The organism is Streptomyces sp. NPDC058664 (assembly GCF_042716635.1).
GTDB lineage: Bacteria > Actinomycetota > Actinomycetes > Streptomycetales > Streptomycetaceae > Streptomyces.
Genome location: NZ_JBHXRW010000096.1, coordinates 1 through 17,556, shown reverse-complemented (window position 1 = coordinate 17,556; position 17,556 = coordinate 1). Strand labels below are relative to the sequence as shown.

The following is a 17,556-nucleotide window of genomic DNA, read 5'->3' as shown; positions in this document are numbered from 1 at the left end:
CCGCTGTGGTTCTCCCGCGCGACACCCGGCCGGCACCCACGACCTGACCGCGGCCCGCGCCCACAGCCGTCGTCCAGGCCTGCCTCACCCGGCAGATCCTCGTCCTGGCGGACCGCGCCTACCAGGGCGCCGGCGCCACCGTCCGCACCCCGTACTACCTACCACCACCGCGAACAGCCCGAGCACTACCAGCAGTTCAACGGCGACCACGCCAGACTGAGAGCTCCGGGAGAACGGGCCCTCGCGCAGCTGAAGTCCTGGCGAATCCTCCGCCGGGCCAGATGCTCGACCCGTCGCATGGGCATCATCGTCCAGGCTGTCCACACACTGCTGAACTGCAGCTGTTCAGGATGAAACCGGCTCAGTGAGGCTCAGCCTGCGAGTGGTGATCCCGCGCCGGTCGGCGAGCCGAGCGGCTATCAAGCAGAACGCCGGTGCGAACACCATCTCGGTTACCAGGGCCTCCCATGGGGCATCCGCAGCGGTGCTTTCATCGGCCAGCTCCCCAAAGACCGCGGAGAGGGTGAAGGCGATCAGATTGTTCACCGTGTGAACAGCGATGACCGCCTCCAAGCCGCCCGTACGGATGGTGAGCCAGCCCCACCAGGCCGCCGAGTAGCACAACAGCAGGAACCCGGACAGCTGTCCGTATCCGTGGGCGAAGGCGAACAGCAGCGAGGCCACGGCCACTCCAGGCCACGGCGAGCGGAGGAATCCGCCGAACAGCTGGACCAGCCAACCACGGAAGACGAACTCCTCGGCGGCCGCCTGGAAGGGCACGAGCGCCCACAGCACCAACAGGCTCAGGAGAAGTTCGGACCAGCCGGGAGTCTTCCCGCTCACGGTCTCGGATCCGTCTTGGACCAGGCTCCAGACGATCAGCACAAGATTTTGGAGGACGAGTACGACTGCGGCCAATCCGAAGCACCGCCCCAGCCACCCCCACCGCAGTCGCCCGATGACGGACGCGAGGGTGCCGACGGGCCGTCTTCCGCATACACGGACGGCTACCAGCACGGCCGGGATCCACAGAGCGAGGACCACCAGCAGAACAGCGTTATCGAGCAGCGGATCGGCGAAGAGTGCGTCACTGTCGTCCGGAGCCCACTCCACTCCCAGAAGCATGCCAATGACAACAGAGCCGATGAACACAAAGATCATGCCGGCCACCATCAGCGCAAGGGCAAGGAAGAACTCCCCCACCCGTCCCCATGCACGCTGTTGCCCATTGCGTCCCTGCTCGTGGTACGCGGATCCTGGAGGTGCAGCCACCGGCCCGAGCACAGGTGCCGGCGGTACGGGAGCCTGGGGACCCCGCCCCACCTGCGGAGCGGGCCAGGGTTGCGCAGGCGGCACTACACCCTGTGGCGGGGGCGCCCAAGAATCATGGGCGTGGTACGAAGGTCCTGGTATCGGGTCAGACATCCTCGGTTGCTTTCTCAGGCTACGCGTATACGGAGGGCGGCCCCTGGAGTTTGCCATCCCCGCACCCGGCCACAGAGCTCCTCCCACACGCCGCGCATCCCGGTTGCCGAGGAGTTGTCAGGACTTGTGGATCAGGAGTGGTTGCCTGCTGACAGGCGAAGGGACTTGAGTCTCCAGTAGGGGGAGACACAAAGGTGGGGGCATGGACGGCGACACGCTCTACTCGATCGGCGAACTCGCTCGACGGACCGGTCTGACGGTCAAGACCATTCGGTTCTACTCCGATCGCGGAATCGTGGCGCCGGCGGACCGCAGCCCGGCCGGCTACCGCCTCTACAACATCGACGCCGTCGCACGCCTGGACCTCGTGCGGACCCTGCGCGAGCTGGGACTGGACCTTCCCACGATCCGCAAGGTCGTGGACCGCGAGCTCTCGCTTCCCGAGGTCGCCGCGGCGCACGCCGAAGCACTGGAAGTGCAGATTGGCGTCCTGTGCCTGCGGCGCGCGGTGCTGATGGCGGTGGCCGAGCGCGGGTCCACACCTGAGGAGACGGAACTCATGCACCGGCTGGCCCAGCTCTCCGAGGACGAACGCCGATGTCTGATCGGCGATTTCCTCAACGCCGTCTTCGGCGGTCTTGACGCCGCCCCCGCATTCGCGGGGGTCATGCGCTCGATGACCCCCGAGCTGCCCGACAACCCGGAGGCAGAGCAGGTCCAGGCGTGGGTGGAGTTGGCCGAAATGTCCCTGGACCCGGATTTCCGCACCATGGTGCGACGGATGGCCGAGGACCAAGCAGCCGAGCAGACCCGAAGCGACACGATGGGCCCGCGCCGCGACATTGCCGCAATCGTCCGTGACCAGGCCGGCCCGGCCCTGACCGCCGGCATCGACCCGGCCTCGCCCCAGGCCGATCCGATCGTCGCGGCGTTCACGGCGCACTACGCGCACCTCCTCGGCCGTCCCGACGACGTCGAGCTTCGCCGCCGGCTGGCGACTCGGCTGGAGAGCGTGAACGACCCCCGCAGGGAGCGATACCTCCAGCTGCTCGCAGCGGTCAACGGCTGGCCACCCCCGGAGAGTCTGGCTCCAGTGCTCGACTGGTCCGTCCAGGCTCTGCACGTCCGGACACAGCAATGACGGGACGGCCGCAAGGAGCAGGGGGCGGACGCGGCTGGCATCGGGTGAAAACGCCGCCACATATGATCGGTTGATGAGTGCCCCGGTCGTACTTCAGGTGGCCGCTTCGCCGGTCTCTCCCGATCTCGTTCTTCGCCCCTGGCGCATGGAGGACGTTGCCGCATTGGTCGAGGTGAGCCGGGATCCCGCACTGCGCCAGTGGGCGAACTCTGTCGTGGACAACGATGCCGACGGGGCACGCTGGGTGCAGGCGCAGCAGCAGGGCTGGGCGGCGGGGAACCGGTTCGGCTTCGCCGTCCTTGAGGTAAAACTCGGTTCAGTTCGCCAACAGTTGGTGGGCAACGTAGTCCTCAAGGAAGTCACCTCCGGCAAACCGGCGGCCGAAGTGGGCTACTGGACCGCTGCGCACGCTCGCGGGCGCGGAGTGGCCTCCCGCGCTCTGGAGGCACTCACCAGCTGAGCCTTCGACACCTTCGAAGCCAACGGGCTGGAGCGTCTCGAACTCCTGCACCAGCTGGACAACCTGGCATCGTGCCGGGTTGCACAGAAGAGCCGCTGCGACTTCGACACCATCCTGCCCGCGGCGCCGCCGTCTTTCCCCCGCGACGGCCAGCTGCACGTATGCAGACGCATGAGCATCTGAGATCCTCTCGGCTTCTGCGGATCGGCTGAGGTTACTCACGCCGAGAGGGTCTCGGAGCGTTCGACGAGGTGGCCGTGTTCGAAGCGGGCCCCGGCACAGACCAGAGCGACGAGGTGGAGTGCGTCACAGCCCGCTAGCGGGCCTGGGCTGACTCGACCAGCTTGAAAACCATCGCCAGCCCGGCGGCCGGCTGCCGGCACCCTTCGTCACCTTGGTCCGCAGCCGCACGGTGGCGAACGTCGACTCGATGGGATTCGTGGTCCGCAGATGGAACCAGTGCTCGGCGGGGAAGTCGTAGAACGCCAGCAGCTCGTCCTCATCGTCCACGATCTTCCTGACCGTCTTGGGGTACTTCGCGTTGTACTGCTTGGCGAATATGGCGACGGCTTTGCGGGCCTGCTCCTTGTTCTCGGCGTTGTGGGGCTTCACCCCGATCCCCAAACGGTGGGCAGTCGAGCGGACCTACAGCTGGCTCATGCTCCACCGCCGCCTGGCCCGCGACTACGAAACCCTGCCCACCCGCTCCGAAGCCATGATCCACCTTGCGATGACCGGCCGCATGCCCCGCCGCCTCACCAGCGAGAACACCATCTCCTGGCGCGATCCAAAAAAAGCCGCATAGCACCTGATCTCAGGATGAAACATCGGGCGAAAGCGACCTCTAGGGGTGTTCTGTGCGTGGAAAAGTAATTTCGGCCCGGCTCTTGGCATGGTCGCTAAAAAGGGCATATCGGATGGTCGTTGGGTTGTGCCTTACGCCTGCCGGTCCCGTGCCGCGACGGAGGCGGGCGCGTGATCGGCGCGAGGGACCTGGCACCACACGCCAGGAACCTGTGCAATCAGCCACAACAGATCGGGCCGCGCTGCCAGAATGGTCGTGAGCGCAAGGAGGCTGTCGTGACCGACCCGATGCCCATGAACGACAAGGGCCCCAAGGTGCCGCCGACCTACCCGCCCCGCACCCCGCCCCCGCAGAAGAAGCCCGTCGAGGCACCCCGGCCGCAGCCGTCGACCAAGCCCGTCTCCACGACGCTGCCGCTCCCCGGCCCCGGGCAGGCCCACCTCCAGACCCGCCGACCCCGCATGTCGATCCGGGCCCGGCGCGCCGCGAACTGGGCCCTCACCGGCTACCCCTGGGTCGCCGGACAGGCCGTCAGGAAGATCACCGAGACCGTCCGCGGATGGGGCTACGCCCACCCCCAAGACGAGGCTCTCGAGAAGACCGTGCGCATCCTCGTCGGCGCGGCCACCGCCGACGACGGCCGGCGCATCAGCGTCCACCTCGCCGACCAGGACGACATGCTCCTCATCGCCGTCCTCAGCCACACCGGCTCCGAACCCGACGGGACGATCCTGTCCGACCTCGCCGCCGTCCCCGGCACCGCCAGCTGCGGCACGGATGCCTCCGAGGACGGCCGACGGGTGTGGGCGGTGCTGTCCACCGAACGCCCACGCTCCCGCACCACCCCCGCGGCCTGACACCGCCTCACAGGACGGCAGCCGTCAACAAGCCCGTCACCAGCCGTACGGCCATGTAGCCCGTGCGGGCGGCGGCGAACCGATACGCCGCCAGACCGCAGACCGCTACGGTCAACTGCGGGTGGCCGGGCCGACTGGTCGTTGATCCGCCTCCCGTGCGCCCCCGCATCCAGTGATCCCCGGTGCGGGGTGCAATGCGTCACCAACCCCCGTTGCCGGGCAGGCTCCGCGCGCGCCCGCGGCCGTTCTCCCGGACGATAACGGGTAGAGCCCGCCCGGGAAGCCGTCGCACGTTGCACCGGGCGGGCACATCCATATCGGCCTGGTGCGTAGGGGCAGGAAAGAGGCAGGGGCATGACGGACGATAAGCAGCGCCGGGAGAACCTTGCCAAGGGGGTCATCACCGCTTACCTCACGCGGCAGATGGATGCGGCGAATGAGAAGGCAATGGACGCAGCCGGCACAGCGGAAGCCCACGCCGAAGATGACGCTGCGCGGCAGGCCAGAGACCGTCTGCAGCGCTAGCAGGTAGAGGGTCGTCTGGACGTCGATGTAGCACAGGCCGTGGCCCAAGCCGTTCTCAAGGAGATGGAGGAGGCGGAGAACCTCGTGATCTACGCCGGGGCGCTGTTGAAGGGCATAGAGCCCCAAGCGGAGACCAGGCAGAAAGCATTCTTGACTCGGGAGTGGCTCCGCGATCAGGGGTACGACATCCCGGTCTACGAGAAGCAGCCGGGATTCTGATCGGCCGTTGCCCAGAGGCCTCACTGGCCGCCAATCCGCCACGGCGACTCACCTCCGCCCCCGCGGGGATGGCCCCGACACCATCTCCATGAAGGTGGAAGGCACCCTCTGCTCCCTGCGCGCGCAGGATGGTCTTGCGCGGGTGGCTGGCGCGAACGTTCGGGCAGTCAACGTCCTGCCGGCTCCTTCCGCGCCGCCATCGCGGCAATGTTCGCGGCGGCCGGCACGCGGCGATCAACGTTCCGGCGGACCGGGACTCCACCGCGTTCGAGGAGTTCCTGCGGGAGCAGAGGGAGGCCGGGGCCCTCTTCTGGGAATGGAGCGACGCCCGGCCGTTCGCGGCTCCCCGGCAATGAGTGCTCCACGGTGGCCGCTGTCGGCCGTTCGTACGCGAACGGGCTCGGGCTCGGGCTGACGCTCGGCGCCTCCTGCCGCGGGTGCGGCACTCCATCCCATAACGATCTTGTAAGTGATACGCGTCAGCTATAGAACTGGTGTGCGTATGTCGGGCAGGCTCGGGAGGTTTCTGTAAACGCAGCATAAATAAAGGCCGACCCATGCGAGTTCATCGGGTCCGTAGCCCTCGTCTGCAGCCACCGGTTCGCACCGGTAGACGCAGGCTGAGGGCTACGGCTCTCTTCGTCCTGACATCCTTCTCCTGCATGCTCACCACCGAGACGGCGATGGCCACCGGAGCCACCCTGACTCCGGTGAAGCTGCCTCAACTCTCCCTCTCCGGGCTGTGGAAGTGGGTGAACGAGACCCCTCTCGACACCCCTGACCAACAGGGCGGCACGGCCGCCGGCAAGAGCCACCGTGCCTCCGCCGACGCCACCAGCCTCGAAGGCGAGGCCGGCCGCAAGCCCGGCAAGGCGAAGGGGGAGCTTCCGCCGTTCAAGCGGGAGACCGACAACCCCGCCGACGTCACCACCGGCAAGGCGCCCGGTGACGCCGACAGCTTCGACGCCCGCACGAGCCGGCGCGACGCGAAGAAGTCCTCGGCGAGCTCGGACTTCTTCGTCAACGCCGATGGCTCGACGACCGTCCGCCACTACGCGGGGCGATCCAACTTCAAGACGGCCGACGGCACCTGGAAGCCGATCGACACGAGCCTGACCGAGGACAGGGACGGGCGTCTCCAGCAGAGGGCCAACTCCCTCGACATCGAGTTCGCGCCGACCGCCGCCGACCGGCAGCTGGCATCCGTGGACTTCGGCTCCGGCCGGTCTCTGGCCTACTCCCTGCGCGGCGCCGCCACGTCCGAGCCCACCGTGGACGCCAACGGCACCATCACGTACGCCAGCGTCCTGCCCGACACCGACGTCCAGCTCGTGTCGCTGGCGGAGGGCTTCAAGGAGAACATCGTCCTGCGTTCCCCCGACGCGGCGAGTTCCTGGGTCTTTCCCCTCGACGCCACGGGCCTGACACCGCGCATCGCGGCCGACGGCGACGTCGAGTTCACCGACGCGGCAGGGGCGGTGACCGCCACCGTCCCCCATGCCTTCATGGAGGACTCCAGGATCGATCCCCGCTCCGGTGACGCGGCACAGTCCCGGGCCGTCAGCTACGAGCTGACGACTGTCGATGGCAAGCCGGCCCTTCGGATGACCGCGGACCGCGCCTGGCTCGCCGCACCCGAGCGGGTCTACCCGGTGACCGTCGATCCGACCGTCACGGCCAGCAATTCCACGTACGCCCAGAACACGATTCCCGGTGATCACTCCACCGAGCCGATCATCAAGGTGGGTTCGTACGACGCGGGCACCAACAAGACCAACTCGTTCCTGCAGTTCCCGTCGCTCGGCACCACGCTCAAGGGGCAGCGGGTCTCCGCCGCCACGCTGAACGTGTACGCGCTGTGGTCCTCGACCTGCCCGGCCCAGGAGTTCTCGGTCCACCCGATCTCCCAGGCCTGGACCCCGTCCGGGGTAACCAGCTACCCCGGCCCGGCGTACGGCGCCGCCATCGGCACGGCCACGCCCGCGGCGGGAGCGTCCTGCTCGAACGACAGCAACTCCCCGGGTGTCGGCGTGAAAATGCCGGTCACCCTGTCAACCGACTGGTTCACGTACGTCGCCACCGGTGGGGCGAACCATGGTCTGGCGCTGACCGCGCCGACCAGCGACAGCCTCCACTGGAAGAAGTTCCACTCGGACAACTCGGCGACCGCCGATTTCCGCCCGGCGCTCGACCTGACGTACACGGCGAACACGAAGCCACAGGTCAACGCCCAGTACCCGCCGGAGAACTTCCAGGCGCACACGCTCCAGCCCGAGCTGCTCGTGTACGCGAGCGACGCCGACGGCTGGCCCGGCACCCTGTCGTACTCCTTCGAGGTGTACGACGCCGACTCGGCCGCCACCACCCCGGTCGTGTCCTCCGGCGTGATCGCCGACCGCGCCTGGAAGGTGCCGGCGGGCAAGCTCGCCTGGTCGAAGAACTACAACTGGTACGTGAGCGTCACCGACGGCCACGACTCGGTGCTGCACTCGGCCAGCCGCTTCTCCACCGCCGTTCCGCAGCCGCCGGTCACCTCGGGTCTCGCGCAGAACACCGACGGCCACGAGTTCGACCCGTCGGACGGCAACTACACGACCGAGGACACCGATGCCGACGTCCCCGTCATCGGCCCCTCCCTGGAGATCGACCGCTCCTACAACAGCCTCGACCCGCGTGTTGACGGCGCCTTCGGCGCGGGCTGGTCGACGGTCGTCGACATGAAGGCAGCCGAGAACAAGGACGGCGCGGGCACGGTCACCAGCGTCGTCATCACCTATCCGGGTGGTGAGCAGGTCGCCTTCGGCCGCAACAGCAACGGCACGTTCGTTCCTCCGCGCGGACGCTACGCCCGCCTGGAGCCCGTCACCGGCGGCTACAAGCTGACGGACAAGGACTTCACGGCCTACTCCTTCACGCAAGCGACCGGGAAGACCGGGCTCTACGCGATATCCGGCATCGTGGACTACGCGGGCCGGGCGGAGACGTTCACCTACAACGCCTCGCGCCAGCTCACGAAGATCACCAACACCACCTCGAAGCGGTCCCTGACCCTCGCCTGGGCGACCCCGTCCGGAGCGACCGCCGCCCACGTGGTGACGGTAGCCACGGACGCGGCCGTCGTCGGCGACGCGAGCACCGCGCAGACGTGGAAGTACGGCTACGCCGGCGACCAGCTGACCGGCGTGTGTCCGCCGGCTGACGCCACGAAGTGCACGGCGTACACCTACGCGACCGGCAACCACCACCGCACGACGGTGTTGGACGCCGACCCGTACGCGTACTGGCGGCTCGGTGAGGCGGCCGGGGAGACCGTCTCGAAGGACACGGTCGACGCCAATCAGGGCAAGTACAACGGTCTGTACCGCAACGTGGCCCTGGGGTCGACGAGCCTGCTCGCCGGATCCACCCAGAAGACCGCCACGTTCGACGGCAGCGCGTCATACGTCGAGATGCCCAGCGCCCCCGGCGCCACGCCCTCGTACACGACGATCTCGGCGTGGTTCAAGACCACGCAGGCCGGCGGCGTCCTCGTCTACTACGGTGACAAGCCGCTGAGCGACCCCAGCCCGGTGGCCAACACCACCTACAACACGCCCGCGCTGTACGTCGGCACGGACGGCAAGCTGCGCGGCTGTCTGGCGACGGGCACGTGCGGGACGACGATCACCTCCGCCGCCTCCGTCAGCGATGGCAAGTGGCATCAGGCGGTCCTGACCGGTGCGGGCACGACCCAGACGCTGTATCTGGACGGTGTCCCGCAGGGTAGCAAGGCCGGTCAGATCAAGGACTGGAACACGCCGTACATCGCGCTCGGCGCGGGTGTGAACAATCGCGGCTGGCCCGCCATGAACGCGGCCGACCCGCTCGGCCACTTCTCCGGCCAGCTCGCCGAGGTCGCGATCTACACGGAGCCCCTCACGGCGGGTGTGATCACGGCGCAGTACCAGGCCGCGTTCCGTGCGGCGGGGCTCCTCGACTCCGTCACGACCCCGGGTGGCAAGACCCAATCCACGGTTGTCTACGGCACCGCTGACGACCTGGTCCTCCAGGCCACCGACGCAAACGGTGGTACGTGGAAGCTGAACCCGGCGGCCGTCACCGGTTCCTCGCAGGTCTACCGCTCGGCCGTTATGGGCTCCGCCCCTGCCGGCTACTGGCGCCTCGGGGACACCCAGGCCGCACCGCAGGCCGCGAACGAGCTGAACACCGGCTTCGGTACGTACAACACCGTGACGCAGGGCGTCGTCGGCCCCTTCGGCGCCGACGACAACAGCGCGGCGTCGTTCAACGGCACCAGCTCGTACGCCGAGCTGCCGTTCGGGCCGCTGCACGCGAAGCCGGACCGGTCTGTGGAGCTCTGGTTCAGGACCGCCGAGCCCGGCGTGATCATGAGCGACCAGAGCCTCGCGGTGGACTATGCCGGGGGAGCGGCCGGAAGCTACAGCGACCTGCTGTACGTCGGTGCCGACGGCAAGCTGCGCGGTCACTGGTGGAGCGGCACCTGCGACGCCACCGCGACGATCGGCTCGACGGCGACCGTCACCGACGACACCTGGCACCACGCCGTCCTGACCGCGTCCGGCACCACGCAGACGCTGTACCTCGACGGGGCCAAGCAGGGTACCTGCACGGGTGCTCCGAGCAACGAGAACAACACCCGCACCTATATCGGTGCCGGCTTCGGCAAGGGCTGGTACAGCTCGCCGGGTGACGTCTCCTACTTCACGGGTTCCATCGCCGAGGTCGCCTTCTACCAGGCCGGTCTGACCGAGGACGACGTGGCCCGCCACTGGTCCGCGTACAAGGCGTCGTCCGGGATCGCCCCGGTGCGTACGGTCAAGCTGACCGACCCGAAGGACAAGACCCTCACCTACGTCTACGACGCCGAGATGGGCAACCGCCTCCTCGCCTCCGTCGACACCGAGGGCCGGCGGACGACGTACGGCTACGACACGGCCGGTTTCCTCCACACCATCACCGACGCCAACGGCAACCGGTCCGTCACCGGCCACGACGTCCGGGGCAACGCGGTCTCCCAGACCACCTGTCAGGACACCCTGGCCGGCAAGTGCTCCACCGAGTACTTCACGTACTACCCGGACACGACCACCGCGTTCCCGCCGATGGATCCGCGCAACGACATGCCGATCACCGAGCGTGACGGCCGGTCCTCGGGACCCACCGACAACACCTACCTCACCACCCACACCTACGACACGGGCGGCAACGTCACGGCCGTGACGTCCCCGCCGGTGGCAGGGCACCCCAACGGCCGGACCACCAGCACCGTCTACACCACCACCGCCACCCCGGCGGCAGAGGGCGGCACCGCGAAGGCGCCGGCCGGGCTCGTCGCCCAGGTGACCACCCCGGGCGGCAAGAAGACCTCGTACACGTACTACGCCAACGGCGACCTCGCCGAGACCGTTGACGCCAATGGCGCCAAGGAGAAGTACACGTACGACAACATCGGCCGCCAGCTCTCCAGGACCAAGATCTCGGACGCGTACCCCGCAGGCCTGACGACCTCGCAGGCGTATGACAAGAACGACCAGATCGTCAGCGAGACCGGCCCTCGGATCATCAACCGGGTCACCGGCACGACGCACCAGGCACGCACCACGACCGCCTTCGACTCCGACGGAAACGTCCTGTCGCAGACCCAGGCGGACCTGATCGGCGGTGACACGGCGCGCACGACGTCCATGACGTACGACGCGCGCAACCGTGTCCTGACGAAGACGGACCCGGGCGGCGACACCACGTCGTTCGCGTACGACGTCTACGGCAACAAGGTGCGCGAGACGGACCCGGCCGGGAACATCCAGGTCTTCACCTTCGACGCCGAGCGGCGGCCGCTCACGGCCGGACTGCAGAACTGGGCGGGCGACCCCAACAACCCGTCCGCCCCCTCCCTCCTCGTGCGGGAGTCCCGGGCATACGACCCGGCGGGCCGCCTCGCGTCCGTCACGGACGCGATGGGCTGGGTGACGGCGTACACGTACACCGACAACGGTCTGTCGGCGACGGTGGTCCGCAGGGACCCGCAGTCCGGGAAGTCCTTCACGGAGCAGGCGAACACCTACGACGCCGCCGGCAACCTGACCGAGCAGATCACCGAGGACGGCCGGGTCAGGAGCACGCTCACGGTCGACGCGGCCGACCGCACGACCCGCACGGTCCTCGACCCGAACGGTCTCGCGCGGTCGACCACGGTGTCGTACGACCCCGACGACCGGGTCGTGACCGAGTCCGAGACCGATCCGGCGACCGGTGACGTCGACATGACGGACATGCGGTACGACGACCTGGGCAACGTCAGGGGGGTCACGGTCCACGACGGCACCACGGCTCCGGTGGCCCGCTACAAGCTGGACGAGACGACGGGCTCCGGCCTGGCGGACTCCTCCGGCGGCAACAGCACCGCCACGCATGGCACTGGTATGCGCGGGAGCACCGACCGGGGCGGCAGTGCCGTCTTCGACGGTGACGCCAACTCATGGGCGCAGACCGAGGGTCCGGTCGTGAACACGGCGGGCAGTTTCACGGTCTCCGCATGGGCGAAGCTGTCCGATCTCACCAGCGGTCGGACGGTGCTGTCCCAGAACGGTGACCATGTGTATGGCTTCGTGCTGTACTACGCGGCCGGTACCGGTTGGGTGTTCGCCCGGCCGCGTGCGGACGTGGCGCCGGTCCAGACGTTCGACCGGGCGGTCTCCGCTCCGTCGGCGGCCGTGGCCGGGGCGTGGACCCACCTGGTCGGTGTGTACGACGCGCAGGCGGCGAAGCTGCGCCTGTACGTCAACGGCGCCCTCGCCCAGGAAGTCCCGTACACCTCCCCGTGGGAGTCGACCGGTCCGTTGCAGATCGGCCGTCACGGGTACGGCACCGATTACGACTACGAGTTCAAGGGTGGCATCGACGACGTCCAGGTCTACGCCGAGGCACTGACCTCGGCGCAGATCACCGCCGTCAAGGGCGGCACCCTGCCGGCCGCCGGCAGCTCCGTCCGCACCACCACCTCGAAGCTGGACCAGCGCGGTCTGGCGCTCGCGAAGACCGACGAGAACGGCACCACGACGGACTACGGCTACGACGAGGCGGGGCGGGCGACCTCGGTCACCGAACCGCTCGTCGACGTGGAGCGGAACGGCGGGACCCCGGTCTCCGTCCGGCCCGTCACCATGACCGGCTACAACACCTTCGGCGAGGCGACCGAGACCTCGGACGCGCTGGGCAACGTGACGGTCGTGGCGTACGACGCGGAAGGCCGGGAGACGTCGACGACGCTGCCGCCCTACACTCCGCCGGGCGGTACGACTCCGATCACGGCCACGTCATGGGCGGAGTACGACACCCTGGGCCTGCTCAAGGCGGAGGTCGACGAGCTCGGCAACCGCACCGCGTACACCTACACGCAGCTCGGGGAGAAGGCCTCGGTCACGGACCCGCGCAGCGGTGTCACGACGTACACGTACGACACCAACGGCGACGAGCTGTCGGCCACCCGGCCGAACGGCGCCCGTCAGGAGTCCACCTGGGACTACCTGGGCCGCCGGCTCACCACCACGGACATCGTCCGGCAGCCCACGCAGCGGGCGTACACGGTGGTCAACGAGTACGACGCCCCGGGCGGCGAGCTGTCCCGGGTGCTGAGCGCCTCCGGCATCCCGGAGTCGTACGCGTACAACGTGCTCGGCGAGAAGACCGCGGTCACCGACGCCTCCGGCGACAGCCACCGGTTCACCTACGACATGGACGGCCGCGTCCTCACGTCGACGGACCCGGACGGCACGAGCAACCGCAACACGTACGACCCGTTCGGGCAGCTCGTCAAGGTCGAGGACCTGGACGCGCAGGGCACGGTGCTGCGTACCGCGCGCACCACCTTCGACCGGGCCGGCAACGTCACGTCGACGACGGACTACCGGGGCCACACCACCACCCTCACGACGGACGCCTCCGGTGCCGTCACGAAGGCGGTGCAGCCGGTCTCGGCGACGGAGTCCATCACCACGACCTTCGGCTACGACGCGGAGGGCAACCGGACGCGCTTCACCGACGGTCGCGGCAACGCGTTTCTGACCACCTACAACAGCTGGGGGCGCGCCGAGTCCGAGATAGAGCCGGCCACCCCGTCGCACCCCGACGCGGCGGACCGGACGTTCACCACGGTGTACGACGCCGGAGGCCGGGCGAAGGAGGGCCGTTCCCCGGGCGGCGTGACCGTCGTCAACGAGTACGACGCCGAGGACCGGCTCGTCCGCCAGTCGGGCACGGGTGCGGAGGCCATCACGGCCGACCGCACCTACACGTACGACTCCGACGACCGGCTCACGTCCGTCGCGGGCGCCGGTGACGTCAAGAACACCTTCACCTACGACGACCGCGGTCTGCTCCTGTCCACGGCCGGCCCCTCGGGCGACTCGTCCTTCGCGTACAACGGCGACGGCTTGATGACCTCACGGACGGATGCCTCCGGCACGACCACGTACGGCTACGACACCGACGGCCGGCTCCGGACCGCCGCCGACGCGTCGACCGGCACGGCGCTGACGTACACCTACGACGCCGACGACCGGGTCAAGCAGATCGACTACGGGACGGGCGGGTCCCGGCGGACCTTCTCGTACGACGCACTGGAGAGGGTGACGGAGGACAGGCTGACGTCTCCGACGGGCAAGGTGCTCTCCTCGATCGCCTACGGGTGGGACGAGAACGGCAACGAGACGACGAAGACGACGACCGGTGACGCGGGCGTCACCGTCAACACCTACACCTACGACCGGGCCGACCGCCTGACGTCCTGGAACAACGGGACCGCGACGGAGTCCTACGGCTACGACGCCTCCGGCAACCGGACCCAGGTGGGCGCGGACACGTACACGTACGACGCCCGCAACCGGCTCATGCGGGCCGGCGGCGACTCGTACATGTACACCGCGCGCGGCTCGCTCAGCCAGGTCGCGAGCGTCGGTGGCGGCACCGTCGCCGTCAAGGCCGACGCCTTCGACCGGGTGATCGGCGAAGGCGGCCGGACGTACACGTACGACGGCTTCGACCGGGTCCTGGAGGCCCGGGACGAGACGGGCACCGCCCTGTTCTCGTTCGCCTACAGCGGTGTCGGGAACGACATCGCCTCGGACGGCGGGACCTCCTACAGCCGCAACGCCGACGGATCCCTGCTCGGTGTGAAGACGCCGGTCTCGTCCGTGCTGGCCCTCACGGACCTGCACACCGACGTGGTCGCGCAGTTCACCGCGGCGGGCGAGGCGCTGACCGGCTCGCGGACGTACTCCCCGTTCGGCAAGGTGTCCCGCACCAGCGGAATCCTGGGCGGCCTCGGCTACCAGTCCGGCTGGACCGACCCGGAGTCCGGCAAGGTCAACATGGCCGCCCGCTGGTACGCGCCGGAGGTCGGCCGGTTCACCAGCCGGGACACGGTGGGCCTCTCGCCCCTGCCGGAGTCGGTGAGTGCGAACCGCTACGCCTATGCGGACGACAACCCGATGTCGGCGACGGACCCCACGGGCCACTGGCCGAAGTTCCTCAGCGGTCTGGCGAAGGTGGCCAAGGCGGCCGACAGGCTCGTCAACAACCGCACCGTGAGATACATGAAGCGGTCGACGGTGATCCGGGCCAAGACGGTGATCCGCCGCGGCCCGATCTCGAAGGTGGCCCACCGGATCCGCGACGCCGTGAAGAAGGTCGTCAGCTACACCAAGCGGGCCGCCTCGCCCAAGAAACACAGGGCGGTCAGGGTCATCAGGAGCCCGGAGTCCCGTGCCAAGCTGATCAAGGCGAACAGGGACAAGCAGAAGGCCAACCGCATCAAGGCCCTGAAGTTCAAGGTGTACAAGCTGAAGCAGCGCCAGGAGGAGATTCGCCGCATGAACGCGGTGCTGCGCAAGAACCTGGACGACAGGCGGAACGACTTCGGGTTCCTGTGGCAGGTCGGCGTCCGCTCGGTCTTCGACACCATGGACACGCATGTGGTCCTGCTGGGGAAGGTCCTCAACAAGCCGAACCACACCGATCCCACGGCCGTCGACCTCGGCTTCGAGTGGGTGACCGGCACGGGGCCGAAGCACCGGGACCTCGGTCCGAACAACACGTTCACCAAGACCCTCCAGGCGCACCCCCACGTCCAGTACACGAGGGGCTTCGTCGCCCGGGACCTCGCGAGCGGCAAGCTCAAGCCCGGCTCGGACTGGAAGGCCAAGCCGTATGTCCTCGGGAGGGACGACGAGGAGGGGAAGTCGAGGGACAAGGTCGCCAGGGACCTGGCGACGAACCCCTCCGTGGCGTTCCTCGGCTCGCACGACCTCAAGTACCAGGTCACGGGCATGAACAAGGCGACGGGGATGGCGACCGTCAAGTTCTGGGTGCACAACAAGAGCACCATGCACTCGGCGACCCGCCCGAGCCCCTCGTGGGGTGGCTACAGCAGCTGGTACGAGGAGAAGGTTGGCAAACCCTTGAACGAGCAGTACTCGACGGGACGGTTCTCCAAGAAGACGCAGGACATCCGGTGGACGGAGGAGATCCGCTTCAGCAGGAAGTGATGAGGTGACAGACAGGGAGCCCCGCCGAGAGTCTCGGCGGGGCTTTCCCGTTTCCTCGGGGGCGTCAGGCCCGCGTCGGCCGGGTGTCAGCCCGTCTTGGCCCAGTCCCCGCACCCCGACGACTTGAAGTAGCCGTCCTTCGCCGTCACCTTCACGACGGCCGTGCCCGTCACGTTGTCGTTCGCGAGGATCGAGTCCAGGCCGTGGCCCGCGTCCTTCGCGCGCTACCCAAGGGCAGATGACCAGCGGGAACGCCCATGATCACGAATAGAGGGTTCACACCTGCGGCAGTGCCTCCGGTGCAACGCCGGGTCCGCCCGTGCAGGCAACGGTGCAGACAACCGTGGATGCAACCTTCCCGAGGCGGCGAGCAGGCCGGACGCGGGGCAGGCTTGCTCACGGCCCGTGACCCGGTACGCGCGGCGGTGCGCCCGGGTTGCGGGCCCGTGGAGCGGGTTACCGGCGGCCGGACCAGGGTCAGGGCCATCAGCGCGGTGCCGGGCGCGGCCGCGGTGGCGAGGGCGCCGATGGTCTTGCGCAGCGCGGGGCGGTCGTGCAGGACGTAGCCGAGGAACAGCAGGGCGAGCGTGATCACCGCGCCGTGGCGGCGCAGGAAGGTCACGGCGGGCTCCGGGGCGGACTGCTGGACGGGCGGCTCGGGAGCGGGCGGCTGGACGGGCTGCTCGGCGGGCTGCTGGGTGGAGTCGGACATGGATGTCCCCCTGGGACGAGTGCGGGATGGCCGGTCGGTCGACGCGGCGATCCGCACCTTCACGGAGGAGAGGGTTACTGAGGTTGAACTCGTGGAGTCGTAGGGGGTGACGGTTCGTCGTCCGTGCGGTATCACCGGGGCATGCGGTATCCACAAGGGGGCGGGCTGACTGCCGAACGGCAGCAGTTCCGCGAGGAGTTACGGATCAAGGCGGCCGGGAGATTCGCTCAGGGTGAGGCGAGTTCGGTCATCGCCAAGGATCTGCGGGTCAGCGTCCGCTCGGTGCAGCGATGGCGGCAGATGTGGGACGAGGGCGGTCCGCGGGCTCTGCGGTCGCAGGGGCCGGCGTCGTTGCCGAGACTGAGCGAGAAGCAGTTCGCGCAACTGGAGGCGGAGCTGGCCAAGGGGCCGGCCGCGCACGGCTGGGAAGACCAACGCTGGACCCTGAGTCGCGTGAAAACGGTGATCGGCCGGCGCTTCCACCTGACCTACACCATCCAGGGCGTGCGCAAGCTCCTGGTGCGCAACGGCTGGTCCTGCCAGGTCCCCGCCCGACGCGCCATGGAGCGTGACGACGAGGCCGTGGCCGGCTGGGTCAAGGAGGTGTGGCCCTGCGCGGAAGACTCGCGGCGGCCCATGGAGCCTGGCTCGTCTTCGAGGACGAAGCCGGCTTCTCCATGACGCCGCCGCAGGCGAAGACCTGGTCACAGCGCGGCCGGACCCCGGTGGTGCGGGTCCGCGGCCGCTCCCGCAGACGGATATCCATCGCGGCGCTGACCTGCTACAAACCCGGCCACCGCTCGAGGCTGATCTACCGGCCCCGCCGCGACGACGGCAACCGCGACGG

At 68.7% G+C, this 17,556-nt stretch carries 8 protein-coding genes and 5 pseudogenes; 10 read left to right on the top strand and 3 right to left on the bottom strand.

Going from position 1 to position 17,556, the window contains the following annotated elements:
• Positions 1-354: pseudogene (locus ACFWUY_RS38535) on the top strand (transposase family protein); the annotation flags it as partial.
• Here the strand turns inward: ACFWUY_RS38535 and ACFWUY_RS38530 are convergent.
• Positions 346-1,203 carry a CPBP family intramembrane glutamic endopeptidase gene (locus ACFWUY_RS38530; protein ID WP_384121077.1) on the bottom strand — a complete coding sequence of 286 codons (858 nt, stop codon included), beginning with the start codon at positions 1,201-1,203 and terminating at the stop codon, positions 346-348. The pseudogene ACFWUY_RS38535 and the gene ACFWUY_RS38530 overlap by 9 nt on opposite strands.
• Positions 1,204-1,627: 424 nt before the next feature.
• On the opposite strand from ACFWUY_RS38530, the gene ACFWUY_RS38525 reads away from it, so the two are divergent.
• Both ACFWUY_RS38525 and ACFWUY_RS38520 read left to right on the top strand, forming a co-directional pair.
• Positions 1,628-2,566, top strand: coding sequence for a MerR family transcriptional regulator (locus ACFWUY_RS38525; protein ID WP_384121075.1), 939 nt, complete (start codon positions 1,628-1,630; stop codon positions 2,564-2,566).
• 145 nt (positions 2,567-2,711) lie between these two features.
• Positions 2,712-3,209 (top strand): annotated as a pseudogene (locus ACFWUY_RS38520) (GNAT family N-acetyltransferase).
• Between the two features lie 35 nt (positions 3,210-3,244).
• Here the strand turns inward: ACFWUY_RS38520 and ACFWUY_RS38515 are convergent.
• Positions 3,245-3,629: pseudogene (locus tag ACFWUY_RS38515) on the bottom strand (transposase); the annotation flags it as partial.
• A gap of 1 nt (position 3,630) precedes the next feature.
• On the opposite strand from ACFWUY_RS38515, the pseudogene ACFWUY_RS38510 reads away from it, so the two are divergent.
• The 5 genes and pseudogenes from ACFWUY_RS38510 to ACFWUY_RS38490 form a co-directional block, all read left to right on the top strand.
• A pseudogene (locus ACFWUY_RS38510) lies at positions 3,631-3,831 on the top strand (transposase); the annotation flags it as partial.
• Between the two features lie 275 nt (positions 3,832-4,106).
• Positions 4,107-4,688: a hypothetical protein gene (locus ACFWUY_RS38505; RefSeq protein WP_384121073.1), complete on the top strand. Its 582-nt coding sequence runs from the start codon at positions 4,107-4,109 to the stop codon at positions 4,686-4,688.
• A 354-nt stretch (positions 4,689-5,042) separates the two neighbouring features.
• Positions 5,043-5,213, top strand: a complete 171-nt coding sequence (locus ACFWUY_RS38500) for a hypothetical protein (RefSeq protein ID WP_384121071.1) — start codon at positions 5,043-5,045, stop codon at positions 5,211-5,213.
• 39 nt (positions 5,214-5,252) lie between these two features.
• Positions 5,253-5,432: a hypothetical protein gene (locus ACFWUY_RS38495; RefSeq protein ID WP_384121069.1), complete on the top strand. Its 180-nt coding sequence runs from the start codon at positions 5,253-5,255 to the stop codon at positions 5,430-5,432.
• Between the two features lie 662 nt (positions 5,433-6,094).
• Positions 6,095-15,997 carry a LamG-like jellyroll fold domain-containing protein gene (locus ACFWUY_RS38490; RefSeq protein ID WP_384121067.1) on the top strand — a complete coding sequence of 3,301 codons (9,903 nt, stop codon included), beginning with the start codon at positions 6,095-6,097 and terminating at the stop codon, positions 15,995-15,997.
• Between the two features lie 169 nt (positions 15,998-16,166).
• Here ACFWUY_RS38490 and ACFWUY_RS38485 read toward each other — a convergent pair whose 3' ends face one another.
• The gene (locus ACFWUY_RS38485) at positions 16,167-16,709 is read right to left on the bottom strand and encodes a hypothetical protein (protein WP_384121063.1); all 543 of its coding nucleotides are present in this window, start codon (positions 16,707-16,709) and stop codon (positions 16,167-16,169) included.
• Positions 16,710-16,850: 141 nt separating this feature from the next.
• On the opposite strand from ACFWUY_RS38485, the gene ACFWUY_RS38480 reads away from it, so the two are divergent.
• Positions 16,851-17,390, top strand: a complete 540-nt coding sequence (locus ACFWUY_RS38480) for a transposase (RefSeq protein ID WP_384121060.1) — start codon at positions 16,851-16,853, stop codon at positions 17,388-17,390.
• Positions 17,387-17,556 (top strand): annotated as a pseudogene (locus ACFWUY_RS38475) (IS630 family transposase); the annotation flags it as partial. The gene ACFWUY_RS38480 and the pseudogene ACFWUY_RS38475, both read left to right, overlap by 4 nt.